This is a genomic window from Shewanella sp. GutCb, from assembly GCF_002836135.1.
GTDB lineage: Bacteria > Pseudomonadota > Gammaproteobacteria > Enterobacterales > Shewanellaceae > Shewanella.
Genome location: NZ_PJBL01000031.1, coordinates 1 through 22,964, shown reverse-complemented (window position 1 = coordinate 22,964; position 22,964 = coordinate 1). Strand labels below are relative to the sequence as shown.

Genomic DNA, 22,964 nt, shown 5'->3' with positions numbered 1-22,964 from the left:
GCCTCTATTTGGCAAAATCGGTGCTCTGCAGTAGCAGGGCACCCGATTTAACTCCTTCAGGAGAGAAACGTGAAAGACTTATTAAAGTTTCTGAAACAGCAAAGTAAGACTGAAGAATTTGATGGAATCAAGATTGGCCTAGCGTCACCTGATTTGATCCGTTCTTGGTCGTTTGGTGAAGTTAAGAAGCCAGAAACCATTAACTACCGTACATTCAAGCCTGAACGTGAAGGTTTATTCTGTGCGCGTATTTTTGGTCCAGTAAAAGATTACGAATGTTTATGCGGTAAGTATAAGCGTCTTAAGCACCGTGGTGTGATCTGTGAAAAGTGTGGCGTTGAAGTCACGCAGACTAAAGTACGTCGTGAACGTATGGGTCACATCGATCTTGCAAGCCCAGTAGCACATATTTGGTTCTTGAAGTCACTGCCGTCTCGTATCGGTTTGATGCTAGATATGACTCTTCGTGATATCGAACGTGTACTTTACTTCGAATCTTTCGTCGTCATCGAGCCTGGCATGACCAGTCTTGAACGCGGCCAAATGCTAACAGAAGAAACGTATCTGGATGCATTGGAAGAGTACGGTGATGAATTCGAAGCTAAGATGGGTGCTGAAGCAGTTCTAGAATTGCTACGTGCTATCGAGCTTGAAAAAGAAATTGAAATGATGCGCGAAGAATTGCCATCAATCAACTCTGAGACTCGTCGTAAGAAGATCACTAAGCGTCTTAAGCTTGTTGAGGCATTCTTCCAATCAGGTAACAAGCCTGAGTGGATGATCCTTAAAGTGCTGCCAGTTCTGCCACCTGATCTACGTCCTCTAGTTCCACTAGATGGCGGACGTTTTGCTACGTCTGATTTGAACGACCTTTACCGTCGTGTAATTAACCGTAACAACCGTCTAAAGCGTCTGTTAGATCTAGCTGCTCCAGATATCATCGTACGTAACGAAAAGCGTATGTTGCAAGAATCTGTCGATGCGCTTTTAGATAACGGTCGTCGTGGTCGTGCTATTACAGGTTCTAACAAGCGTCCGCTTAAATCTTTGGCCGATATGATCAAAGGTAAGCAAGGTCGTTTCCGTCAGAACTTGCTAGGTAAGCGTGTTGATTACTCTGGTCGTTCGGTTATTACCGTTGGTCCAACGCTTCGCTTACATCAGTGTGGTCTTCCTAAGAAGATGGCACTTGAGCTATTTAAGCCGTTCATCTATGGCAAGTTAGAAGGTCGTGGCTTAGCTACTACCATTAAAGCTGCTAAGAAGATGGTTGAACGTGAAGTACCAGAAGTTTGGGATGTTCTAGACGATGTTATTCGTGAACACCCAGTGATGCTTAACCGTGCACCAACATTGCACAGACTAGGTATCCAGGCATTTGAGCCAGTACTAATCGAAGGTAAAGCTATTCAGCTTCACCCATTGGTTTGTGCGGCATACAACGCCGATTTCGATGGTGACCAAATGGCTGTTCACGTGCCGCTAACGCTGGAAGCTCAGCTAGAAGCACGTTCACTAATGATGTCTACCAACAACATCCTATCACCTGCAAACGGTGAGCCGGTGATTACACCATCTCAGGATGTTGTATTGGGTCTTTACTACACGAGTCGTGAGCGCATTAACGGCAAGGGTGAAGGCATGGCATTTGCTGATGTTGCAGAAGCTGAAAAAGCTTACCGCACCGGCTTCGCAGAATTGCATGCTCGCGTTAAGGTTCGTATTACCGAAACCAAGATTAACGAAGCAGGCGAAAAAGTTAAGACTCGTCGTATCGTAGATACAACAGTGGGTCGTGCATTGCTTTCAACGATTCTGCCAAAAGGCTTATCTTATGATCTGGTTAACCAGAACATGGGTAAGAAGCAGATCTCTAAGCTATTGAACACTTGTTACCGTCAACTAGGTCTTAAAGATACCGTTATCTTTGCTGACCAATTGATGTATACCGGTTTTCATTATGCAACTGTGTCTGGTGCCTCTGTTGGTATCAACGACATGGTTATTCCAGATGAAAAGTACACGCTAGTTGCAGACGCTGAAGCGGAAGTTCTTGAGATTCAAGAGCAGTTCCAGTCAGGTCTAGTAACAGCCGGTGAGCGTTACAACAAGGTCATCGATATCTGGGCAAGCGCGAACGAAAAAGTTTCTAAAGCGATGATGCAAAACCTGTCAACTGAGACAGTGATTAACCGTGACGGCGTAGAAGAAGAGCAAGAATCTTTCAACAGTATCTACATGATGGCCGATTCTGGTGCTCGTGGTAGTGCTGCACAGATTCGTCAGCTTGCCGGTATGCGTGGTTTGATGGCTAAGCCAGATGGCTCAATCATCGAAACACCGATTACCGCAAACTTCCGTGAAGGTCTAAACGTATCTCAGTACTTTATTTCGACTCACGGTGCGCGTAAAGGTCTAGCGGATACGGCATTGAAGACAGCTAACTCAGGTTACCTGACTCGTCGTCTAGTAGACGTTGCACAAGATTTAGTTGTGATTGAAGAAGACTGTGGCACGTTTGAAGGTCTAACAATGAAACCCCTTATTGAAGGTGGTGATGTTGTTGAGCCGTTGCGTGAACGTGTTCTAGGTCGTGTTGTTGCTCAAGATGTATTTAAGCCAGGTACTGAAGAAGTACTTGTGCCCCGTAATACACTGCTTGACGAAGCTTGGTGTGACATCATCGAAGATAATTCAATCGATGAAATGATTGTTCGCTCAGTAATTAGCTGTGATACAGACTTCGGTGTGTGTGCTGCTTGTTATGGTCGTGATTTGGCTCGTGGCCATATCATCAACCAAGGTGAAGCAATCGGTGTTGTTGCGGCTCAGTCAATTGGTGAGCCAGGAACACAGCTTACGATGCGTACCTTCCACATTGGTGGTGCAGCATCTCGTGCGTCAGCAGAGAACAACGTTCAAGTTAAGAACGCGGGTACTCTAAAGCTGCACAATGCTAAGCATGTAACGAACATCAATGGCAAATTGGTCATTGTATCTCGTTCTTCAGAGCTAGCCATTATTGATGAGCTAGGTCGTGAGAAAGAGCGTTATAAGGTGCCATACGGTACTATTCTAGAAAAACTAGAAGATGCAGCTGTTGCAGCTGGCGATATTATCGCTAACTGGGATCCACATACTCACCCAATTATCACTGAAGTTGCGGGTAGTACTAAGTTCGTCGATATGATTGACAATGTCACTATGACACGTCAAACAGATGATCTAACGGGTCTATCATCTATTGTGATATTAGATGTTGCACAACGTCCAACAGCCGGTAAAGAGATGCGTCCTATGATTCGTCTCGTTGCAGCTGATGGCGGTGACTTGAAGATTCCTGGTACTGAAGTTCCAGCACAATACTTCTTGCCTGGCAACGCGATTGTCAACCTTGACGATAACGCATCAATTAACGTTGGTGATGCCTTAGCACGTATTCCTCAAGAATCGTCTAAGACTCGTGATATTACCGGTGGTCTGCCACGCGTAGCCGACTTGTTTGAAGCGCGTAAGCCGAAAGAGCCAGCTATTCTTGCTGAAGTATCGGGTACTATCTCGTTCGGTAAGGAAACCAAAGGTAAGCGTCGTCTAGTGATTACCCCTGCAGAAGGTGGCGAGCACTACGAAGAGATGATTCCTAAGTGGCGTAACCTAAACGTGTTCGAAGGCGAAAAAGTCGAACGTGGTGAAGTTATTGCTGATGGTGCAGAAGCTGCGCACGATATTCTACGTCTACGTGGTATCCACAATGTGGCTAACTACATCGTGAATGAAGTGCAGGATGTTTACCGTCTACAGGGTGTTAAGATCAACGATAAGCACATTGAGGTGATTATTCGCCAGATGCTGCGTAAGTGTGAGATCACTAATGCTGGTGACAGTAATTTCCTAGCAGGCGAGCAAGCTGAAGTTTCACGCGTTAAGATCGCTAACCGCGAACTTGAAGCGCAAGGAAAGCAGTTAGTCACCTTTACTCGTGACCTTCTTGGTATCACCAAGGCGTCTCTAGCGACAGAGTCATTTATCTCAGCAGCATCGTTCCAGGAGACCACTCGTGTTCTTACTGAAGCAGCCGTTGGCGGTAAGAAAGACAAACTACGCGGTCTTAAAGAGAACGTAATTGTGGGTCGTTTGATCCCTGCTGGTACGGGTTACGCATACCATCAGAAGCGTGCAGCAGCGGCGGCGAAACCAACGTCTACTGAAGCACCAACAATTAGCGCAAGCGAAGCTGAGCAGAACCTTGCAGATTTACTAAATCTAGCTGGAAGTTCTGATTAATTCAGTCTGAAAAGTAAACAAATTGTAAAAAAGGCGCCTTTTGCGCCTTTTTTTTACTTTAAATCGGTTAAAAGTTGTCTATTTCTTGACACTAACGCCATACACTTCTAAAATTTCGCGTCCCACACCTGTGGGATATAGATTTTTCACACCTTACTGTTGATTCGGTCAACTGATTCGGAGCTATACATGGCAACTGTAAACCAGTTGGTACGTAAGCCACGCGCACCTAAAGTCGATAAGACTAATGTGCCTGCGTTGGAAGCGTGTCCACAAAAACGTGGTGTTTGTACTCGCGTATACACAACCACACCAAAAAAACCTAACTCTGCACTACGTAAAGTAGCTCGTGTGCGTCTAACTAACGGTTTCGAAGTTACTTCGTACATCGGCGGTGAAGGCCACAACCTGCAGGAACACAGTGTAATTCTAATCCGCGGTGGTCGTGTAAAAGATCTACCGGGTGTACGTTACCACACTGTACGTGGCGCTTTAGATTGTGCTGGTGTAAGTGAACGTCGTCAAGGTCGTTCAAAGTACGGTGCTAAGCGTCCTAAGTCTTAACGTTTTCCGTTAAGTAAGGCCAAGCTAGTTTTTATTGAGATTCCAGTTTTGGGGTCCCTGAAGCATACGGAGAAATTGTTATGCCAAGACGTCGCGTTGTAGGACAACGTAAAATCCTACCAGATCCAAAGTTCAACAGTGAGTTGCTGGCTAAGTTCATCAACGTCATTATGCAGGACGGCAAAAAGTCGACTGCAGAAAAAATTATTTACAAGGCACTAGATACCGCTTTCGAAAAGAAAGGCGAAGATCATCTAGTTATCCTTGAAGCAGCCCTGGACAATGTGCGTCCAACCGTCGAAGTTAAATCTCGTCGTGTTGGTGGTTCTACATACCAGGTACCATGTGAAGTTCGTCCAGTGCGTCGTAACGCACTGGCGATGCGCTGGTTGGTTGAAGCTGCACGTAAGCGTGGTGAAAAATCTATGGCGTTACGTCTAGCCGGTGAAATGCTAGACGCATCAGACAACAAAGGTACTGCTGTTAAGAAGCGCGAAGACGTGCATCGTATGGCAGAAGCAAACAAAGCGTTTGCTCATTACCGCTGGTAATATCTTGGCGTGGGCTAAGTCCCACGCCTTACTTGCATTGCTAACACTCAGGTTTTAGCTAAGAGGGTATAAATCGTGGCTCGTACAACTCCAATTGAGCGTTATCGTAATATCGGTATTGTCGCTCATGTTGACGCTGGTAAAACCACCACAACTGAACGTGTTCTATTCTACACCGGTATGTCTCATAAGATCGGTGAAGTTCATGATGGCGCAGCCACTATGGATTGGATGGAACAAGAGCAGGAACGTGGGATTACCATCACATCAGCCGCAACGACTACTTTCTGGCGCGGAATGGATGCGCAGTTTACTGAACACCGTATCAACATCATCGATACTCCTGGTCACGTTGACTTCACTATTGAAGTAGAACGTTCACTACGAGTCTTAGATGGTGCTGTGGTTGTATTCTGTGGTTCATCTGGGGTTGAACCTCAATCTGAGACTGTTTGGCGTCAAGCTGATAAGTATCATGTCCCTCGTATGGTTTTCATCAATAAGATGGACCGTGCAGGGGCTGACTTTGATAGCGTAGTCGAACAGATCCGTAACCGTCTTGGAGCAAACTGTGTCCCTATTCAGCTGAATATCGGTGCAGAAGAAGAGTTCAAAGGTGTTGTTGATTTGATCAAGATGAAAGCGATTAACTGGTCTGAAGAAGACCTGGGAATGACTTTCAGTTATGAAGAAATACCAGCAGACTTAGCCGATAAAGCAGCAGAAATGCGTGAGTACTTGGTTGAGAGTGCAGCGGAAGCTTCAGACGAACTGATGGAAAAATACCTCGAAGGAAGTGTACTTTCAGAAGTTGAGATCAAAGAGGCATTACGTAAGCGTACCTTAAATAATGAAATCGTTTTGGTCACCTGTGGTTCTGCTTTTAAGAACAAAGGTGTGCAAGCGGTGCTCGATGCAGTGGTAGATTATCTACCGTCACCTGTCGAAGTTCCTGCAATTACGGGAATGGATGACAATGAGAAAGAAACATATCGTCCTGCGGATGATAATGCGCCTTTCGCTGCTTTAGCCTTTAAGATTGCAACAGACCCATTTGTGGGTACCTTAACCTTTATACGTGTTTATTCAGGTGTATTGGAAACCGGTGCTGGCGTTTATAACTCTGTTAAGCAAAAACGTGAACGTATTGGTCGTATGGTGCAGATGCACGCTAATGACCGTCAAGAGATTAAAGAAGTACGCGCTGGCGACATCGCTGCAGCTATTGGTCTTAAAGACGTGACGACTGGCGATACATTGTGCGATATTGACCATAAAGTAGTTCTGGAGCGAATGGATTTTCCTGAGCCTGTAATTACTATTGCTGTTGAACCTAGAACCAAGGCAGACCAAGATAAGATGGGGATGGCGTTGCAAAAACTTGCAGCGGAAGATCCGTCGTTCCGTGTTGAAACTGATGAAGAATCAGGCCAAACACTGATCTCTGGTATGGGTGAGCTACACTTAGACATTATCGTTGACCGTATGCGTCGCGAGTTTGGTGTTAGCTGTAATGTAGGTAAACCTCAAGTTGCATATCGTGAGACTATCCGCGCAAGCGTGGAAGTTGAAGGCAAGTTCATTCGCCAATCTGGTGGTCGAGGTCAATTCGGTCATGTTTGGTTAAAGCTAGAACCTCAAGAACAAGGTTTTGGCTACGAATTTGTCAATGAAATTGTTGGTGGTTCTGTTCCAAAGGAATACATCCCAGCAGTAGACAAAGGTATTCAAGAACAGATGAAGAGCGGCGTATTAGCCGGCTTCCCTATTCTAGACGTAAAGGTTACTTTGTTTGACGGTTCATATCATGATGTGGATTCGAACGAAATGGCCTTTAAAGTCGCCGGTTCAATGGGCTTTAAAAAGGGTGCTCTTGAAGCAGACCCTGCCTTGCTTGAACCTTGTATGAAAGTCGAAGTGACAACACCTGAAAATCATATGGGTGATGTTGTGGGAGACTTAAACCGTCGTCGTGGCCTAATTGAAGGTATGGACGATGGTATCGCAGGTGTTAAACTTGTGCATGCAACAGTACCTTTGTCTGAAATGTTCGGTTATGCAACCGCTTTGCGCTCTGCGACTCAGGGTCGTGCTTCATACTCAATGGAGTTTTTGAAGTACTCCGATGCACCGCAAAATGTTACTAAAGCAATAATGGAAGCTCGAGGCTAATAGCCAGACTCTATTATTGATATAATTAATTGCTATTGCTCGGTTAAATAAACCGAGCATTTTCTGAAAAGAAAGGAATATATCGTGGCTAAAGAAAAATTTGAACGTATTAAACCACACGTAAACGTGGGTACTATCGGACACGTCGATCATGGTAAGACAACTCTTACTGCTGCTATCTCGTCTGTGTTAACTAAGACTTACGGTGGTGAAGTTAAAAACTTCGCACAAATCGATAATGCTCCTGAAGAGCGTGAGCGCGGTATTACAATTAATACTTCTCACATCGAATATGACACACCTGCACGTCACTACGCACACGTAGATTGTCCTGGTCACGCCGATTATGTTAAAAACATGATCACTGGTGCTGCTCAAATGGACGGCGCGATTCTAGTAGTTGCTTCTACAGATGGTCCAATGCCACAAACACGTGAGCACATCCTGCTTTCACGTCAGGTTGGCGTACCATTCATCATCGTATTCATGAACAAATGTGACATGGTAGATGACGAAGAGCTTCTTGAGCTTGTAGAAATGGAAGTTCGTGAACTTCTTTCTGAATATGACTTCCCAGGTGATGACTTACCAGTTATCCAAGGTTCTGCGCTTAAAGCCCTTGAAGGCGAGCCAGAGTGGGAAGCTAAAATTCTTGAGCTTGCAGAAGCACTTGATACTTATATTCCAGAGCCAGAGCGTGCTATTGATGGTGCATTCATTCTTCCAATCGAAGATGTTTTCTCAATCTCAGGCCGTGGTACAGTTGTAACTGGTCGTGTAGAGCGCGGTATCATCAAGATTGGTGAAGAAGTCGAAATTATTGGTATCCGTGATACTACTAAGACTACTTGTACTGGTGTTGAAATGTTCCGCAAGCTACTTGACGAAGGTCGTGCTGGCGAAAACTGTGGTGTTCTTCTACGTGGTACTAAGCGTGAAGATGTTGAACGTGGTCAGGTTCTTGCTGCTCCAGGTTCAATTACTCCACATACAACTTTTGAGTCAGAAATCTACGTTCTGTCTAAAGAAGAAGGCGGACGTCACACTCCATTCTTCAAAGGTTACCGTCCACAGTTCTATTTCCGTACAACGGATGTAACTGGTACTATCGAATTGCCTGAAGGCGTTGAGATGGTAATGCCTGGTGATAACGTACAGATGACAGTTACACTAATCTGCCCAATCGCGATGGATGAAGGTTTACGCTTCGCTATCCGTGAAGGTGGCCGTACTGTTGGTGCTGGTGTTGTAGCTAAGATTGTTGCTTAATAGCAACGAGTCTTAACTCAATATCAAAAAAGGCAGCCTAGGCTGCCTTTTTTATTTCCGAAAGAAAGTTATTGGGGCTAGTAATCTTGATCTGGCTCGGTATAATAGCCGCCACTTTATTGAATTCTGTCTATTTGACGGTATTTCAAACAGTGGGGTTGATCTGAGCGCTAAAGTCAGTATAATACCCCCTCGCCTTAACCATTAGGCGATTTAAATTGGTCTACCCTTGAGGTTGACGTAAAAAAACAGCGACTCCGATTGTGAGTCGAACGGTTAAATCATCTCGCTCTGCTTTTCCAAAAGGAAGAAGCTAGAGGGTGATTTTTTATGTGTACATTTTAGGAGCTCTGGTCAATGCAGAACCAAAGAATCCGTATCCGCTTAAAAGGATTTGATCATCGTTTGATTGATCAGTCTACTGCGGAAATCGTTGAAACTGCTAAGCGTACAGGCGCACAGGTTCGTGGTCCAATTCCACTTCCTACGCGTAAAGAACGTTATACCATTTTGACTTCTCCACACGTTAATAAAGATGCGCGTGATCAGTACGAACTTCGTACTCACAAGCGTCTTGTTGATATCGTCGAGCCTACTGAAAAGACTGTAGACGCACTTATGCGTTTAGATCTTGCAGCTGGCGTTGACGTTCAAATTAGCTTGGGTTAATTGAGCTTAGAAGAGGTTTGAGAGATGGCTATCGGTCTTATCGGTCGTAAAGTAGGTATGACACGTATCTTCAATGAAGATGGCGCGTCGGTACCTGTAACAGTAATTGAAATTGCTGCTAACCGTGTAACCCAAGTGAGAACTTTGGATACAGACGGTTACCGCGCACTTCAAGTAACTACTGGTACTAAAAAAGCTAATCGCATCACTAAACCAGAAGCAGGTCACTTTGCTAAGGCAGGCGTTGAAGCCGGTCGTGGTTTATGGGAAATGCGTTTGGCAGATGGTGAAGGTGAAGGTATCGAAGTTGGTGCTGAGCTTAATGTAGATATTTTCGCTGAAATTGCGAAAGTAGATGTAACTGGTCAATCAAAAGGTAAAGGCTTCCAAGGCGGTATTAAGCGTTGGAACTTCCATGCCCAAGATATGACTCATGGTAACTCTTTGGCTCATAGATCTAACGGTTCTATTGGTCAAAACCAGACACCTGGTCGCGTTTTCAAAGGTAAGAAAATGTCAGGCCACATGGGTGCAGAGCGTGTTACTACGCAGAATCTAGACGTTATACGTGTAGATGCTGAACGTAACTTGCTACTGGTTAAGGGTGCAGTTCCAGGCGCTACTAATGGCGACCTGATCATCAAACCAGCTGTTAAAGCTTAAGGTCTGAGGAGATAGTAATGGAATTGGTATTGAAAGACGCACAGAGTGCTCTTGAAGTTTCCGAAACTACCTTCGGCCGTGACTTTAACGAAGCACTGGTTCATCAGGTAGTTGTAGCTTACGCTGCAAACGCACGTCAGGGCACTCGTGCTCAAAAGACTCGTGCAGAAGTAGTTGGCTCTGGCAAAAAGCCATGGCGCCAAAAAGGTACTGGCCGCGCACGTGCCGGTACTGTTAAAGGCCCAATCTGGCGTGGCGGTGGCGTAACATTCGCTGCTAAAGCACAAGATCACAGCCAAAAAGTTAACAAGAAGATGTACCGCGGAGCGCTGAAAAGCATATTCTCTGAATTGGTACGTCAAGACCGTCTTATCGTTGTTGAGTCGTTTAGTGTTGATGCTCCTAAAACTAAAGAGCTGAAAGCTAAACTTGCTGAAATGCAACTTGAAGACGTGTTGATTGTTACTCCAGAAGTTGACGAGAACTTGTTCTTAGCTGCTCGTAACTTGTACAAAGTTGATGTTCGTGATGTTGCTGGTATTGATCCAGTTAGCCTTATCGCATTCAACAAAGTACTCGTAACTGCTGAAGCTATTAAGCAAATCGAGGAGATGCTGGGATGATAAGCGAAGAACGTTTGTTAAAAGTTATTCTTGCTCCACATGTTTCTGAAAAGAGCACTGTGAACGCTGAGAAAACCAATACAGTTGTTTTCCGTGTAGCTATCGATGCAACTAAAGCTGAAGTTAAAGCTGCAGTAGCACAGCTATTCGAAGTTGAAGTCGATTCAGTTCGCACTTTGGTTAACAAAGGTAAAACTAAGCGTCACGGTGCCCGTACAGGCCGTCGTAGCGATTGGAAAAAAGCCTATGTTACTCTAGCTGAAGGTGCTGACATCGATTTCGTCGGCGGCGCTGAATAAGCAAAGGAGAATTATCGTGGCAGTTATTAAGTGTAAGCCAACCTCTCCAGGTCGTCGCCATCTAGTTAAAGTGGTGAACAACGATCTGCATAAAGGTAAACCTTTTGCAGGCCTGTTGGCGAAGAAATCAAAAAGTGGTGGCCGTAACAATACTGGTCGTATCACTGTCCGCCACATTGGTGGTGGTCATAAGCAACATTATCGTCTAATCGACTTTAAGCGTAATAAAGACAGTATCCCTGCGAAGGTTGAACGTTTGGAATATGATCCAAACCGTACAGCTAACATCGCTTTGGTACTTTACGCTGACGGTGAGCGTCGTTACATCATTGCCGCTAAAGGCATGAAAGCTGGAGATGCAATCCAGTCTGGTATCGATGCAGAGATCAAGAGCGGTAACGCATTGCCTCTACGTAATATCCCTGTGGGTAGCGTAGTGCACGCAGTCGAAATGAAGCCTGGTAAAGGTGCTCAAATCGCTCGTTCTGCTGGTGCTTATGTACAAGTTATTGCTCGTGATGGCGCATACGCCACTCTACGTCTTCGCTCTGGCGAAATGCGTAAAGTGCCGGTTGATTGCCGCGCGACATTGGGTGAAGTTGGTAACGCCGAGCATATGCTACGCCAGTTAGGTAAAGCAGGTGCTAAACGCTGGAGAGGCGTACGCCCGACAGTTCGTGGTGTTGCAATGAACCCAGTTGATCACCCACATGGTGGTGGTGAAGGCCGTACATCTGGTGGCCGTCACCCTGTTTCACCTTGGGGTATGCCTACTAAGGGTTATAAGACTCGTAGTAACAAACGCACCGACAAGTACATTGTACGTCGTCGCAATAAAAAGTAAGAGGATTCGCCATGCCACGTTCTCTCAAGAAAGGTCCATTCATTGACCTACACTTGCTGAAGAAGGTAGAGAAAGCGATGGAAGCTGGAGACAAGAAGCCTATTAAGACTTGGTCTCGCCGCTCTATGATCATCCCTAATATGATTGGGTTGACCATCGCTGTCCATAATGGTCGTCAGCACGTACCTGTGTTCGTAACTGACGAAATGATCGGCCACAAGCTTGGTGAGTTTTCACCAACACGCACTTATCGCGGCCATGCTGCAGATAAGAAAGCGAAGAAGCGTTAATACGGGAGGAATAAGATGGAAGTTTTAGCTATACATCGTTTTGCCCGTACGTCGCCTCAAAAGTGTCGTTTGGTTGCAGATCAAATCCGTGGACTGCCTGTTGCTAAGGCTCTCGAAATTCTAACTTTCAGCCCTAAGAAAGCTGCCGTACTTGTTAAAAAAGTACTGGACTCTGCTATCGCCAATGCTGAGCACAATGAAGGTGCTGACATTGACGAATTAAGAGTTGGAAAGATTATGATCGATGAAGGTCCAACTATGAAGCGTATCATGCCACGTGCCAAAGGCCGTGCTGATCGCATAATCAAGCGTACCAGCCACATTACTGTGGTTGTATCAGATCGCTAGGAGTTAGCAATGGGACAGAAAGTACATCCTAATGGTATCCGTCTGGGTATCACTAAGCCTTGGATCTCGACATGGTACGCTGACAAGTCAGACTATGCCAATAACTTGAATAGTGACTGGGAAGTGCGTAAGTTTCTTGAAAAGAAACTTAAGCAAGCATCAGTTTCTAAAATTGTTATCGAGCGTCCAGCTAAAAGTGTTCGTGTTACTATCCACACAGCCCGTCCAGGTGTTGTGATTGGTAAGAAAGGCGAAGACGTAGAAAAGCTACGCAATGCAGTTGCTAAATTGACTGGTATTCCAGCTCAAATTAACATCGCTGAGATCCGTAAGCCTGAGCTAGATGCTAAGCTTGTTGCCGATGGCATCGCTTCGCAGTTAGAGCGTCGTGTTATGTTCCGTCGTGCTATGAAGCGCGCAGTTCAAAACGCAATGCGTCTTGGCGCGAAAGGTATCAAGGTACAAGTTAGCGGCCGTCTAGGCGGCGCTGAAATTGCGCGCTCGGAATGGTATCGTGAGGGTCGTGTACCTTTGCATACTCTTCGTGCTGATATCGACTATTCTACTTCTGAGAGTCACACTCAATACGGTGTGATTGGCGTTAAAGTTTGGGTCTTCAAAGGTGAAGTTCTAGACGGTATCGTTCCTCAGCATGAAGAGCCGAAACAGCAGCCGAAGCGCAAGCCTCGCGGTAAATAGGAGAGCTGGCAATGCTGCAACCAAAAAGAACAAAGTTCCGCAAAATGTTCAAGGGCCGTAACCGCGGTCTTGCGAACGGCACTGAAGTAAGCTTCGGTGAATTCGGTTTGAAAGCTGTTGGACGTGGTCGTCTAACTGCTCGTCAAATTGAAGCTGCGCGTCGTGCTATGACACGTCATATTAAACGTCAAGGTCAAATCTGGATCCGCGTTTTCCCTGATAAGCCAATTACCTCTAAGCCTCTTGAAGTGCGTATGGGTAAAGGTAAGGGTAACGTTGAATATTGGGTAGCCCAAATTCAACCAGGTAAGGTTCTTTATGAGATGAATGGTGTACCAGAAGAGTTGGCTCGTGAAGCTTTCGCTCTTGCTGCTTCCAAGTTGCCTCTTAAGACTACCTTCGTAACTAAGACGGTGATGTAATGAAAGCGAGCGAACTAACAGAAAAGAGCGTTGAAGAATTGAACGCTGAACTGCTTGGTCTGCTGCGTGAGCAGTTTAATCTGCGTATGCAACACGCCACTGGTCAGTTGACTCAAACTCAACAGCTTAAAATCGTGCGTCGTAACATTGCGCGCGTTAAGACCATTATTACTTCTAAGGCGGGTGTGTAATGACTGATAATATCCGTACTTTACAGGGTCGAGTACTTAGCAACAAGATGGACAAGTCTATCACTGTAGCTATTGAGCGTAAGGTTAAACATCCGTTATACGGTAAGTTCCTTAAGCGTACTACTAAGATCCATGCTCATGATGAGCAGAATCAGTGTAATGCTGGTGATGTCGTGACTATTCGCGAATGTCGCCCGCTTTCTAAGACTAAGTCTTGGACTCTGGTTGAAGTAGTAACAAAAGCCTAATATTATTAGGCGTTTAGGTAAACGGCTCCATTGCTTGGAGCCGTTTGTATTTTTAGTACTATCTATTCCTATTTTTGGGTGTTACACTTGCGCGCCAAATTTGACTAAATTAAAGTCTAAATTTGGACAGAAAATGTACCCCCTTTGTGGGAATGTGAAGTAACGATAGCGGAGCACTTAAAATGATCCAAATGCAATCGACTCTAGAAGTCGCCTGTAACAGTGGCGCTCGTAGAGTTCAGTGTATTAAGGTCTTGGGTGGCTCTCATCGTCGTTATGCCGGAATCGGCGACGTCATCAAGGTTTCTGTAAAGGAAGCTATTCCTCGCGGTAAAGCGAAGAAAGGTGATGTATATAACGCGGTGGTAGTCCGTACTAAGAAAGGCGTACGTCGTCCAGACGGTTCTGTCATTCGCTTCGATCGGAACGCAGCGGTTTTGCTTAATGCAAACCTTGCACCGATTGGTACTCGTATCTTTGGACCAGTGACACGTGAATTGCGTACAGAGCAATTTATGAAAATTGTCTCGCTGGCACCAGAAGTACTGTAAGGAGCTTCAAAATGGCAGCAAAAATACGTCGTCAAGACGAAGTAATTGTACTAGCTGGTAAAGACCAGGGGAAACGCGGTAATGTTTCTCAAGTTCTTACTACTGGTAAATTAATTGTAGAAGGTCTTAACCTTGTCAAGAAACACCAAAAGCCAAACCCACAATTGGGCGTAGCTGGCGGTATTGTTGAGCAAGAAGCACCGATACAAGCATCAAACGTAGCGATTTTCAACTCTGCCACTGGCAAAGCTGATCGCGTTGGTTTCCGATTTGAAGACGGCAAAAAAGTCCGTTTCTTTAAGTCGAACAGTGAACTCGTAAAGTAATTGGAGTAAACGATGGCGAAACTGCATGATAAATATAAAGAGACTGTTAGTCCTGAGCTTGTAACAAAGTTTGGTTTTAGCAGTGTCATGCAAGTCCCTCGGATTGAAAAGATCACCCTTAATATGGGTGTTGGCGAAGCAGTAGCAGATAAGAAAGTTATGGAGCATGCGCTCCGTGACATGACTGCTATCGCTGGTCAGAAGCCAGTAGTGACTGTAGCTCGTAAGTCAGTTGCTGGTTTTAAAATCCGTGAAGGCTACCCAATAGGCTGTAAGGTTACACTGCGCGGTGAGCGTATGTGGGAATTCTTAGAGCGTTTAGTAGATATCGCAATCCCGCGTATCCGTGATTTCCGTGGTATGAGTGTTAAATCATTCGACGGTCGCGGTAACTATGCGATGGGCGTGCGTGAACAAATAATCTTTCCAGAGATCGAATACGATAAAATCGATAAGATCCGCGGTATGGATATTGTAATCACTACTTCTGCGAAGAATGATGAAGAAGGCCGAGCTTTGCTCGAAGGCTTTAACTTCCCATTCAAGAAATAAGGGTAGCGTAATGGCAAAAAGTTCAATGAAAGCACGTGAAGTAAAACGTGCCAAGCTCGTAGCTAAGTTCGCTGAAAAGCGTCTAGCTCTTAAAGCTATCATTAGCAGCTCAACAACTTCTGATGAAGATCGTTGGGATGCCGTACTTAAGTTACAAGCTCTTCCACGTGACTCTAGCGCAGCGCGTCAGCGCAATCGCTGTAGTCAAACTGGTCGCCCACATGGTTTCCTACGTAAATTCGGCCTTAGCCGTATTAAATTACGTGAAGCAACTATGCGCGGTGAAGTTCCTGGCCTACGTAAAGCCAGCTGGTAAGCACTTGTCACGGAGTAAGCTAATATGAGCATGCAAGATCCTATTGCGGATATGTTAACACGTATTCGTAACGGCCAAGCTGCTAAACACGTATCTGTGAAGATGCCTTCTGCTAAGCTAAAAATCGCTATTGCGAAAATGCTTAAAGAAGAAGGTTATATCACTGACTACGCCGTAGCAGATGAAGCCAAGCCTGAATTGGAAATTACTTTAAAGTACTTTCAAGGTCAGCCAGTCGTAGAGACTATCCAGCGCGTTAGCCGTCCGGGACTTCGTATTTACAAAAGTAAAAACGAACTTCCAAAGGTTATGGGCGGACTGGGTGTCGCTATCGTGTCCACTTCTAAAGGTTTGATGACTGATCGTACTGCCCGCCAAAATGGCATGGGCGGGGAAGTTATCTGCTACGTAGCATAAGGAGCTAGCAATGTCTCGTGTCGCAAAAGCACCAGTCGCTATTCCTGCCGGCGTAGAAGTGACTTTAAACGAACAAACTATCACCGTAAAAGGTACTAAAGGTAGTTTGACTCGAGTTATAAACACTGACGTTTCTATTGTTATTGAAGACAATGAAATTAAGTGTAGCCCAATTGAAGGCGTGAAAACTGCCGCTCAAGCGGGTACAGCTCGAGCTTTAATCAACAATATGGTTGTTGGTGTAACAGTAGGCTTTGAAAAGAAACTACAGTTAATTGGTGTCGGTTACCGTGCGAAAATCGCTGGTAAAGGTATTGATTTAACTTTAGGTTTTTCTCACCCACTGGTCCACGAACTTCCTGACGGCGTAACAGCAGAGTGTCCTAGCCAAACTGAAATCGTACTGAAAGGTACTGATAAGCAGTTAATTGGTCAGGTAGCTGCTGAGATTCGCAGCCATCGTCCACCAGAGCCTTATAAAGGTAAAGGTGTTCGCTACGCTGATGAACAAGTACGCCGTAAAGAGGCTAAGAAGAAGTAGGTAACGCGATATGGATAAGAAAACATCTCGCTTACGCCGCGCACTACGCGCCCGTAAGAAGATCCAAGAGCTGGGCGTTAATCGTCTGGTTGTACATCGTACACCACGTCATACTTACGCTCAGGTCATTAGTCCTGTAAACGTAGTGTTGGCGGCAGCTTCTACTGCTGAGAAAGCAGTATCAGAGCAGCTAAAGTACACTGGTAACGTTGATGCAGCTAAAGTAGTGGGTAAAATCGTTGCTGAGCGCGCTATCGAAAAAGGCGTAGCTGTAGTTGCATTCGATCGTTCCGGCTTCAAGTATCACGGACGCGTTGCTGCATTAGCAGACGCCGCTCGTGAAGCTGGCCTCAAGTTCTAAGGAATGATGAAAAATGGCTAAATTTGAAGCTCAACAAAAAGACGATCTGCAAGAGAAGTTAGTTGCAGTTAATCGTGTTTCTAAAGTAGTTAAAGGCGGACGTATCTTTAGCTTCACTGCACTAACTGTAGTCGGTGATGGTAACGGTAAAGTCGGTTTTGGCTATGGTAAAGCGCGTGAAGTACCAGCAGCAATTCAGAAAGCAATGGAAAAGGCTCGCCGTAACATTGTGAACGTTGAATTGAACAACGGTACTTTACACCACCCTGTAAAGGGTCGTCATACTGGATCGCGTGTTTACATGCAGCCAGCCTCTGACGGTACCGGTATTATTGCCGGTGGCGCAATGCGTGCCGTATTGGAAGTAGCAGGCGTTCATAACGTTCTGTCAAAAGCATACGGTTCTACTAACCCGATTAACATCGTTCGCGCAACTGTAGATGCGTTGGTGCACATGAAGTCACCATCACAAATTGCAGCTAAGCGTGGCCTGAATGTTAAAGAAATTCGAGGTTAAGCACCATGGCTACTAAAACACTTAAAGTAACTCAGACTAAAAGTTCAATTGGACGTTTGCCTAAGCATCGTGCAACTTTGACTGGTCTAGGTTTACGCCGCATTAATCATACAGTCGAAGTTGAAGATACTCCTTCAGTTCGCGGTATGATTAACAAGGTTTACTACATGGTTTCGGTGGAGGAAGTATAAGATGCGTCTAAATACTCTATCACCTGCTGCAGGTGCTAAATCAGCAGCTAAGCGTGTAGGTCGCGGTATCGGTTCTGGGACTGGTAAAACTTGTGGCCGCGGTCACAAGGGACAGAAGTCTCGTTCAGGCGGCGGCGTTCGCGTCGGTTTCGAGGGTGGTCAAATGCCACTTAAGATTCGTCTACCTAAGTTTGGTTTTACCTCGCGTCGTGCGTTGGTATCAGCAGAAGTTCGCATTAGCGAACTAGCTAAAGTTAACGGTGATGTTATCGACCTAAATGCGCTGAAAGATGCGAATCTAGTTACTCGCAACATACAGTTTGCTAAAATCGTTCTTTCAGGTACCATTGAGCGCCCTGTGACCGTTAAAGGTCTAAAGGCAACCAAAGGTGCACGTGCAGCTATTGAAGCTGCCGGTGGCAAGATCGAGGAATAATACGTCGATGGCAAAACCAGGACTTGATTTAAAAAGCGCGAAGGGCGGTTTATCTGAATTGAAAACCCGCCTGCTGTTCGTGATTGGTGCAATTATCGTCTTTAGAGCCGGTTCGTTTGTACCAATTCCTGGTATTGACGCTGCTGTACTAGCAGAGCTGTTTAATCAGCAAAAGGGTACCATCTTAGGCATGTTTAACATGTTCTCTGGTGGCGCCCTTGAACGTGCCTCTATTTTTGCATTAGGTATCATGCCGTATATTTCGGCATCGATCATTATGCAGTTATTGACAGTCGTTCATCCTGCTCTCGCTGAATTGAAAAAGGAAGGCGAGTCAGGGCGAAAGAAGATTAGTCAATACACTAGATACGGCACATTGGTCCTGGGTACGTTCCAGGCAATCGGTATCGCAACAGGTCTTCCGAACTTAGTTCCAGGTTTAGTAGTAAACCTAGGATTCGGATTTTACTTTGTAGCGGTTGTGAGTTTAGTCACTGGAACAATGTTCCTTATGTGGTTAGGTGAGCAAATTACCGAAAGAGGCATTGGTAATGGTATCTCGATATTAATTTTCGCAGGTATTGTTGCAGGTCTACCATCTGCTATCGGTCAAACGGCTGAGCAGGCGCGTCAAGGCGACATAAGTGTACTAGTATTGTTGTTGCTGGCAGTAATTGTTTTTGCTGTCACATATTTTGTGGTATTTGTAGAGCGTGGACAACGACGTATTGTTGTTAACTATGCTAAGCGTCAACAAGGCCGAAAGGTTTTTGCAGCGCAAAGCACTCATTTACCGCTGAAGATAAATATGGCTGGTGTTATACCACCTATTTTTGCGTCCAGCATAATTTTGTTTCCAGGCACACTGGCTCAGTGGTTTGGACAAAATGAGTCCTTGTCATGGTTAAGTGATTTTTCACTTGCTGTGTCACCGGGACAACCGTTGTACTCATTGTTATATGCAACAGCGATTATCTTTTTCTGTTTCTTCTATACTGCGTTGGTGTTTAACCCTCGCGAAACAGCAGATAACTTGAAGAAGAGTGGTGCGTTTATTCCCGGGATTCGTCCTGGAGAACAGACTTCGCGTTACATTGATAAAGTAATGACCCGCCTGACATTAGCCGGTGCGTTGTACATTACGTTTATCTGCTTAATTCCGGAGTTCATGTTAATTGCGTGGAAAGTACAGTTCTATTTTGGCGGTACTTCGCTACTTATTATGGTAGTCGTAATCATGGACTTCATGGCTCAAGTTCAGACCCATATGATGTCTCATCAGTATGAGTCTGTAATGAAGAAAGCTAATTTGGTAAACAAAGCGAATTTAGATCGTTTTGGTCGCTAACTTAGCAATCTCGGAGTGATGAAATGAAAGTTCGAGCTTCCGTGAAGAAGATCTGCCGTAACTGCAAGATCGTAAAGCGTAGTGGTGTTGTTCGTGTGATTTGTGTTGAACCTAAACACAAACAACGTCAAGGCTAAAAGAAAGATTTGACCAGCCCAGTCGGGGCTGGTCAAAATATTATTTGCTAAATTGTCGTCTGTCGAGTATCCTACCGGGCTTTTCACAGATGACCTTTAACTTGAGGAGTGCATAGTGGCCCGTATCGCTGGCATTAACATTCCTGATCAAAAGCATGCAGTCATTGCATTGACTGCTATTTTCGGCATTGGCCGTACTCGCGCACAAGCAATTTGCGCGGCTACTTCAATTGCTGAAGATGCTAAGATCAAGGAATTGAGCGAAGCTCAAATAGATACTCTACGCGAAGAAGTTGCCAACTACATTGTAGAAGGTGATTTACGTCGCGAAGTTTCCATGAACATCAAGCGTCTTATGGACCTTGGTTGTTACCGTGGCCTTCGCCATCGTCGTAGCCTTCCCCTTCGTGGGCAACGTACTAAGACCAATGCGCGTACGCGTAAAGGTCCACGTAAACCAATTAGAAAGTAACGGGGTAATCCACAATGGCTAAAGTTCCGTCACGTTCTCCGCGTAAGCGTGTACGTAAACAGGTTGCTGATGGTATGGCGCATATACATGCGTCTTTCAACAACACTATTATTACCATTACAGATCGTCAAGGTAACGCACTATCTTGGGCAACTTCTGGTGGTTCAGGTTTCCGTGGTTCACGTAAATCTACCCCATTTGCTGCACAGGTTGCTGCTGAGCGTGCAGGTACTGCTGCTCAGGATTACGGTGTTAAGAACCTTGAAGTTTTTGTGAAGGGTCCAGGTCCAGGGCGCGAATCAGCGATTCGTGCACTAAATTCGGTTGGTTATAAAATTACTAACATTACCGATGTGACGCCTATCCCTCATAATGGTTGTCGTCCTCCTAAGAAACGTCGCGTTTAATTCGTCGTTTTTAATAGGATCGTTGGAGAAAGAACATGGCAAGATACTTGGGTCCAAAGCTCAAGCTCAGCCGCAGAGAAGGTACTGACCTTTTCCTAAAAAGCGGTGTGAGAGCAATTGATTCGAAGTGTAAGCTTGAAACTGCACCTGGACAACACGGCGCTCGTAAGACCCGTCTGTCTGAGTATGGCGTACAGCTACGCGAGAAACAAAAAGTTCGTCGTATTTATGGTGTGCTAGAAAAGCAATTCCGTAACTACTACAAAGATGCTGCACGTACTAAAGGTAACACTGGTGAAAACCTACTTACTCTTTTAGAAACCCGTCTTGATAACGTAGTTTATCGTATGGGCTTTGGTGCAACACGCGCTGAATCACGTCAGCTAATTAGCCATAAGTCAATTATGGTTAATGGTAGCGTCGTTAACATTCCATCATTCAAAGTGTCTGCGAATGATGTAGTGAGCGTTCGCGAGAAGTCACGTACTCAAGCTCGTATTAAAGCGGCTTTAGAAGTGTCGGCTCAACGCGAAAAGCCAACATGGGTTGAAGTTGACAGCACTAAGATGGAAGGTGCTTTTAAGCGTCTACCTGAACGTAGTGATTTGTCTGCGGAAATTAACGAACAGCTGATCGTCGAACTTTACTCTAAGTAAAGTTAAAACAAAAGAGAGGACACAATGCAGGGTTCTGTTACAGAATTTCTTAAACCGCGTCTCGTTGATATCGAGCAGGTTAATCCAACACGTGCCAGAGTTACACTGGAGCCGCTAGAGCGTGGTTTTGGTCACACTTTAGGTAACGCGTTGCGTCGTATCCTATTGTCGTCTATGCCAGGCTGCGCGGTAACCGAAGTAGAGATCGATGGTGTACTGCATGAATACAGTAGCAAGGAAGGCGTGCAAGAAGATATCCTCGAGATATTGCTTAACCTTAAAGGTTTAGCAGTTGTTATCGAAGGGAAAGACGAAGCTATGCTTACGCTTAGTAAGTCAGGCGCAGGCCCTGTTACTGCAGCAGATATCACGCATGATGGTGATGTTACTATCATGAATCCTGACCATGTTATCTGTCATTTGACAGGTAATAATGACGTCAGCATGCGTATCCGCGTAGAGCGTGGTCGTGGTTATGTACCGGCTTCTGCCCGTGCACAAACTGAAGACGATGATCGCCCTATCGGCCGTTTGTTGGTTGATTCTTCGTTCTCACCTGTAGCTCGCATTGCTTATAATGTTGAAGCCGCACGTGTTGAGCAGCGTACAGACTTAGATAAACTCGTTATTGATATGACCACAAACGGTACTATCGATCCCGAGGAAGCAATACGTCGTTCTGCAACAATTTTGGCTGAACAGCTAGATGCGTTTGTTGAATTACGTGATGTGACTGAGGCTGCACCAGTCGAAGAGAAGCCGGAGTTCGATCCGATATTGTTGCGTCCTGTCGACGATTTAGAGCTAACTGTACGTTCAGCCAACTGTTTGAAGGCTGAAGCGATTCATTACATCGGCGATCTGGTACAACGCACTGAAGTTGAGCTGTTGAAAACACCTAACTTGGGTAAGAAATCTCTTACCGAAATTAAGGATGTTCTTGCATCTCGCGGACTGTCGTTAGGTATGCGTCTCGAAAACTGGCCTCCAGCTAGTTTAGTAGACGACCTTTAAGTCCAGATTAGTACAGATATAGGTAATAAGGATTAGGTCATGCGCCATCGTAAGAGTGGTCGTCAACTAAATCGTAACAGCAGTCATCGTAAAGCTATGTTTCGCAACATGGCATGCTCAATAGTTCGTCACGAAGTGATCCGAACTACTGTAGCTAAAGCGAAAGAACTGCGTCGCGTAGTTGAACCTCTGATAACACTTGCTAAGAGTGATAGTGTTGCAAACCGCCGTTTGGCATTTGCACGTACTCGCGACGCTGAAGTCGTTGGTAAATTATTTACTGAATTGGGTCCACGCTTCCAGGAACGTCCTGGTGGTTACACTCGTATTCTTAAGTGCGGTCTACGTACTGGTGATAAAGCGCCTATGGCGTATATTGAACTAGTAGGTCGTCCTGAAGCAGCTGAAGCTGTTGAAGACACTGCAGAGTAAATAAGTCTTAGTTATAAAAGGCCGGACAATATGTTCGGCCTTTTTTATGTCTGATGCATTAATGACTTGACTGGTTTAGCAGTTTGGTTTTATCTGGACAGCCACAGCCACAGCCACAGCCACAGCCACAGCCACAGCCACAGCCACAGCCACA

The 22,964-nt window shown here is 45.3% G+C and carries 33 protein-coding genes; all 33 read left to right on the top strand.

Annotated elements, in window-relative coordinates:
• The first annotated feature begins 69 nt into the window (after positions 1-69).
• The 33 genes from rpoC to rplQ all read left to right on the top strand — a co-directional run bounded on the left by rpoC (position 70) and on the right by rplQ (position 22,810).
• Positions 70-4,284, top strand: coding sequence for a DNA-directed RNA polymerase subunit beta' (gene rpoC / locus CXF86_RS18735; protein ID WP_101088980.1), 4,215 nt, complete (start codon positions 70-72; stop codon positions 4,282-4,284).
• A 189-nt stretch (positions 4,285-4,473) separates the two neighbouring features.
• Positions 4,474-4,848, top strand: coding sequence for a 30S ribosomal protein S12 (rpsL, locus tag CXF86_RS18730; RefSeq protein WP_101088981.1), 375 nt, complete (start codon positions 4,474-4,476; stop codon positions 4,846-4,848).
• A gap of 80 nt (positions 4,849-4,928) precedes the next feature.
• Complete coding sequence (rpsG, locus tag CXF86_RS18725; RefSeq protein ID WP_101088982.1) at positions 4,929-5,399, top strand: 30S ribosomal protein S7; 471 nt, start codon at positions 4,929-4,931, stop codon at positions 5,397-5,399.
• Between the two features lie 75 nt (positions 5,400-5,474).
• Positions 5,475-7,571: an elongation factor G gene (gene fusA / locus CXF86_RS18720; protein ID WP_101088983.1), complete on the top strand. Its 2,097-nt coding sequence runs from the start codon at positions 5,475-5,477 to the stop codon at positions 7,569-7,571.
• Positions 7,572-7,655: 84 nt separating this feature from the next.
• Positions 7,656-8,840, top strand: a complete 1,185-nt coding sequence (gene tuf, locus CXF86_RS18715) for an elongation factor Tu (RefSeq protein ID WP_101088972.1) — start codon at positions 7,656-7,658, stop codon at positions 8,838-8,840.
• Positions 8,841-9,197: 357 nt separating this feature from the next.
• Positions 9,198-9,509 (top strand): 30S ribosomal protein S10, encoded by a 312-nt coding sequence (rpsJ, locus tag CXF86_RS18710; RefSeq protein ID WP_005503530.1) that lies wholly within the window; start codon positions 9,198-9,200, stop codon positions 9,507-9,509.
• A 24-nt stretch (positions 9,510-9,533) separates the two neighbouring features.
• Positions 9,534-10,172 (top strand): 50S ribosomal protein L3, encoded by a 639-nt coding sequence (gene rplC, locus CXF86_RS18705; protein WP_101088984.1) that lies wholly within the window; start codon positions 9,534-9,536, stop codon positions 10,170-10,172.
• Between the two features lie 17 nt (positions 10,173-10,189).
• Positions 10,190-10,795, top strand: a complete 606-nt coding sequence (gene rplD, locus CXF86_RS18700; protein ID WP_101088985.1) for a 50S ribosomal protein L4 — start codon at positions 10,190-10,192, stop codon at positions 10,793-10,795.
• Entirely contained in the window at positions 10,792-11,094 is a 303-nt protein-coding gene (gene rplW / locus CXF86_RS18695; RefSeq protein WP_101088986.1) for a 50S ribosomal protein L23, read from the top strand. The genes rplD and rplW overlap by 4 nt, the downstream gene beginning before the upstream one ends.
• A gap of 16 nt (positions 11,095-11,110) precedes the next feature.
• Entirely contained in the window at positions 11,111-11,938 is an 828-nt protein-coding gene (rplB, locus tag CXF86_RS18690) for a 50S ribosomal protein L2 (protein WP_101088987.1), read from the top strand.
• Positions 11,939-11,949: 11 nt separating this feature from the next.
• Entirely contained in the window at positions 11,950-12,228 is a 279-nt protein-coding gene (gene rpsS / locus CXF86_RS18685) for a 30S ribosomal protein S19 (protein ID WP_006083596.1), read from the top strand.
• Between the two features lie 15 nt (positions 12,229-12,243).
• Positions 12,244-12,576 (top strand): 50S ribosomal protein L22, encoded by a 333-nt coding sequence (gene rplV, locus CXF86_RS18680; RefSeq protein WP_101088988.1) that lies wholly within the window; start codon positions 12,244-12,246, stop codon positions 12,574-12,576.
• Between the two features lie 9 nt (positions 12,577-12,585).
• A complete protein-coding gene (gene rpsC, locus CXF86_RS18675; RefSeq protein WP_101088989.1) occupies positions 12,586-13,275 on the top strand; it encodes a 30S ribosomal protein S3 in 690 nt (229 codons plus the stop codon).
• Positions 13,276-13,286: 11 nt separating this feature from the next.
• Positions 13,287-13,697 (top strand): 50S ribosomal protein L16, encoded by a 411-nt coding sequence (gene rplP / locus CXF86_RS18670; protein WP_101088990.1) that lies wholly within the window; start codon positions 13,287-13,289, stop codon positions 13,695-13,697.
• The gene (gene rpmC, locus CXF86_RS18665) at positions 13,697-13,888 is read left to right on the top strand and encodes a 50S ribosomal protein L29 (RefSeq protein WP_101088991.1); all 192 of its coding nucleotides are present in this window, start codon (positions 13,697-13,699) and stop codon (positions 13,886-13,888) included. The genes rplP and rpmC overlap by 1 nt, the downstream gene beginning before the upstream one ends.
• On the top strand, positions 13,888-14,136 hold the full coding sequence (gene rpsQ / locus CXF86_RS18660) for a 30S ribosomal protein S17 (protein WP_101088992.1): 249 nt from the start codon (positions 13,888-13,890) through the stop codon (positions 14,134-14,136). The genes rpmC and rpsQ overlap by 1 nt, the downstream gene beginning before the upstream one ends.
• Positions 14,137-14,318: 182 nt before the next feature.
• A complete protein-coding gene (rplN, locus tag CXF86_RS18655) occupies positions 14,319-14,687 on the top strand; it encodes a 50S ribosomal protein L14 (RefSeq protein ID WP_011863976.1) in 369 nt (122 codons plus the stop codon).
• A gap of 11 nt (positions 14,688-14,698) precedes the next feature.
• Positions 14,699-15,013, top strand: a complete 315-nt coding sequence (rplX, locus tag CXF86_RS18650) for a 50S ribosomal protein L24 (RefSeq protein WP_101088993.1) — start codon at positions 14,699-14,701, stop codon at positions 15,011-15,013.
• Positions 15,014-15,025: 12 nt separating this feature from the next.
• A complete protein-coding gene (gene rplE, locus CXF86_RS18645; RefSeq protein ID WP_101088994.1) occupies positions 15,026-15,565 on the top strand; it encodes a 50S ribosomal protein L5 in 540 nt (179 codons plus the stop codon).
• 10 nt (positions 15,566-15,575) lie between these two features.
• Positions 15,576-15,881, top strand: a complete 306-nt coding sequence (gene rpsN / locus CXF86_RS18640) for a 30S ribosomal protein S14 (protein WP_101088995.1) — start codon at positions 15,576-15,578, stop codon at positions 15,879-15,881.
• Positions 15,882-15,905: 24 nt separating this feature from the next.
• Entirely contained in the window at positions 15,906-16,298 is a 393-nt protein-coding gene (rpsH, locus tag CXF86_RS18635) for a 30S ribosomal protein S8 (protein WP_101088996.1), read from the top strand.
• Positions 16,299-16,308: 10 nt separating this feature from the next.
• Complete coding sequence (gene rplF / locus CXF86_RS18630) at positions 16,309-16,839, top strand: 50S ribosomal protein L6 (protein ID WP_101088997.1); 531 nt, start codon at positions 16,309-16,311, stop codon at positions 16,837-16,839.
• A gap of 10 nt (positions 16,840-16,849) precedes the next feature.
• Positions 16,850-17,200, top strand: a complete 351-nt coding sequence (gene rplR / locus CXF86_RS18625) for a 50S ribosomal protein L18 (protein ID WP_101088998.1) — start codon at positions 16,850-16,852, stop codon at positions 17,198-17,200.
• A gap of 13 nt (positions 17,201-17,213) precedes the next feature.
• Complete coding sequence (gene rpsE, locus CXF86_RS18620; protein ID WP_101088999.1) at positions 17,214-17,717, top strand: 30S ribosomal protein S5; 504 nt, start codon at positions 17,214-17,216, stop codon at positions 17,715-17,717.
• A 5-nt stretch (positions 17,718-17,722) separates the two neighbouring features.
• Positions 17,723-17,908, top strand: a complete 186-nt coding sequence (gene rpmD, locus CXF86_RS18615; RefSeq protein ID WP_041410757.1) for a 50S ribosomal protein L30 — start codon at positions 17,723-17,725, stop codon at positions 17,906-17,908.
• A 1-nt stretch (position 17,909) separates the two neighbouring features.
• Positions 17,910-18,344, top strand: coding sequence for a 50S ribosomal protein L15 (gene rplO, locus CXF86_RS18610; protein ID WP_101089000.1), 435 nt, complete (start codon positions 17,910-17,912; stop codon positions 18,342-18,344).
• Between the two features lie 7 nt (positions 18,345-18,351).
• Positions 18,352-19,692 (top strand): preprotein translocase subunit SecY, encoded by a 1,341-nt coding sequence (gene secY / locus CXF86_RS18605; RefSeq protein ID WP_101089001.1) that lies wholly within the window; start codon positions 18,352-18,354, stop codon positions 19,690-19,692.
• Between the two features lie 23 nt (positions 19,693-19,715).
• Positions 19,716-19,829, top strand: coding sequence for a 50S ribosomal protein L36 (gene rpmJ, locus CXF86_RS18600; protein ID WP_006083579.1), 114 nt, complete (start codon positions 19,716-19,718; stop codon positions 19,827-19,829).
• 115 nt (positions 19,830-19,944) lie between these two features.
• A complete protein-coding gene (gene rpsM / locus CXF86_RS18595; RefSeq protein ID WP_101089002.1) occupies positions 19,945-20,301 on the top strand; it encodes a 30S ribosomal protein S13 in 357 nt (118 codons plus the stop codon).
• A gap of 14 nt (positions 20,302-20,315) precedes the next feature.
• The gene (gene rpsK, locus CXF86_RS18590) at positions 20,316-20,708 is read left to right on the top strand and encodes a 30S ribosomal protein S11 (protein WP_012153476.1); all 393 of its coding nucleotides are present in this window, start codon (positions 20,316-20,318) and stop codon (positions 20,706-20,708) included.
• A gap of 35 nt (positions 20,709-20,743) precedes the next feature.
• A complete protein-coding gene (gene rpsD / locus CXF86_RS18585) occupies positions 20,744-21,364 on the top strand; it encodes a 30S ribosomal protein S4 (protein WP_101089003.1) in 621 nt (206 codons plus the stop codon).
• 24 nt (positions 21,365-21,388) lie between these two features.
• Positions 21,389-22,378 (top strand): DNA-directed RNA polymerase subunit alpha, encoded by a 990-nt coding sequence (locus CXF86_RS18580; protein WP_101089004.1) that lies wholly within the window; start codon positions 21,389-21,391, stop codon positions 22,376-22,378.
• 39 nt (positions 22,379-22,417) lie between these two features.
• Positions 22,418-22,810, top strand: coding sequence for a 50S ribosomal protein L17 (rplQ, locus tag CXF86_RS18575; RefSeq protein ID WP_101089005.1), 393 nt, complete (start codon positions 22,418-22,420; stop codon positions 22,808-22,810).
• The last annotated feature ends 154 nt before the right edge of the window (positions 22,811-22,964 follow it).

Coding starts and splice junctions, on each gene's coding strand:
- rpsL (WP_101088981.1), top strand. CDS start 4,474: ATGGCAACTGTAAACCAGTTGGTACGTAAGCCACGCGCACCTAAAGTC.
- rpsG (WP_101088982.1), top strand. CDS start 4,929: ATGCCAAGACGTCGCGTTGTAGGACAACGTAAAATCCTACCAGATCCA.
- rpsJ (WP_005503530.1), top strand. CDS start 9,198: ATGCAGAACCAAAGAATCCGTATCCGCTTAAAAGGATTTGATCATCGT.
- rplC (WP_101088984.1), top strand. CDS start 9,534: ATGGCTATCGGTCTTATCGGTCGTAAAGTAGGTATGACACGTATCTTC.
- rplD (WP_101088985.1), top strand. CDS start 10,190: ATGGAATTGGTATTGAAAGACGCACAGAGTGCTCTTGAAGTTTCCGAA.
- rplW (WP_101088986.1), top strand. CDS start 10,792: ATGATAAGCGAAGAACGTTTGTTAAAAGTTATTCTTGCTCCACATGTT.
- rpsS (WP_006083596.1), top strand. CDS start 11,950: ATGCCACGTTCTCTCAAGAAAGGTCCATTCATTGACCTACACTTGCTG.
- rplV (WP_101088988.1), top strand. CDS start 12,244: ATGGAAGTTTTAGCTATACATCGTTTTGCCCGTACGTCGCCTCAAAAG.
- rpsC (WP_101088989.1), top strand. CDS start 12,586: ATGGGACAGAAAGTACATCCTAATGGTATCCGTCTGGGTATCACTAAG.
- rplP (WP_101088990.1), top strand. CDS start 13,287: ATGCTGCAACCAAAAAGAACAAAGTTCCGCAAAATGTTCAAGGGCCGT.
- rpmC (WP_101088991.1), top strand. CDS start 13,697: ATGAAAGCGAGCGAACTAACAGAAAAGAGCGTTGAAGAATTGAACGCT.
- rpsQ (WP_101088992.1), top strand. CDS start 13,888: ATGACTGATAATATCCGTACTTTACAGGGTCGAGTACTTAGCAACAAG.
- rplN (WP_011863976.1), top strand. CDS start 14,319: ATGATCCAAATGCAATCGACTCTAGAAGTCGCCTGTAACAGTGGCGCT.
- rplX (WP_101088993.1), top strand. CDS start 14,699: ATGGCAGCAAAAATACGTCGTCAAGACGAAGTAATTGTACTAGCTGGT.
- rplE (WP_101088994.1), top strand. CDS start 15,026: ATGGCGAAACTGCATGATAAATATAAAGAGACTGTTAGTCCTGAGCTT.
- rpsN (WP_101088995.1), top strand. CDS start 15,576: ATGGCAAAAAGTTCAATGAAAGCACGTGAAGTAAAACGTGCCAAGCTC.
- rpsH (WP_101088996.1), top strand. CDS start 15,906: ATGAGCATGCAAGATCCTATTGCGGATATGTTAACACGTATTCGTAAC.
- rplF (WP_101088997.1), top strand. CDS start 16,309: ATGTCTCGTGTCGCAAAAGCACCAGTCGCTATTCCTGCCGGCGTAGAA.
- rplR (WP_101088998.1), top strand. CDS start 16,850: ATGGATAAGAAAACATCTCGCTTACGCCGCGCACTACGCGCCCGTAAG.
- rpsE (WP_101088999.1), top strand. CDS start 17,214: ATGGCTAAATTTGAAGCTCAACAAAAAGACGATCTGCAAGAGAAGTTA.
- rpmD (WP_041410757.1), top strand. CDS start 17,723: ATGGCTACTAAAACACTTAAAGTAACTCAGACTAAAAGTTCAATTGGA.
- rplO (WP_101089000.1), top strand. CDS start 17,910: ATGCGTCTAAATACTCTATCACCTGCTGCAGGTGCTAAATCAGCAGCT.
- secY (WP_101089001.1), top strand. CDS start 18,352: ATGGCAAAACCAGGACTTGATTTAAAAAGCGCGAAGGGCGGTTTATCT.
- rpmJ (WP_006083579.1), top strand. CDS start 19,716: ATGAAAGTTCGAGCTTCCGTGAAGAAGATCTGCCGTAACTGCAAGATC.
- rpsK (WP_012153476.1), top strand. CDS start 20,316: ATGGCTAAAGTTCCGTCACGTTCTCCGCGTAAGCGTGTACGTAAACAG.
- rpsD (WP_101089003.1), top strand. CDS start 20,744: ATGGCAAGATACTTGGGTCCAAAGCTCAAGCTCAGCCGCAGAGAAGGT.
- CXF86_RS18580 (WP_101089004.1), top strand. CDS start 21,389: ATGCAGGGTTCTGTTACAGAATTTCTTAAACCGCGTCTCGTTGATATC.
- rplQ (WP_101089005.1), top strand. CDS start 22,418: ATGCGCCATCGTAAGAGTGGTCGTCAACTAAATCGTAACAGCAGTCAT.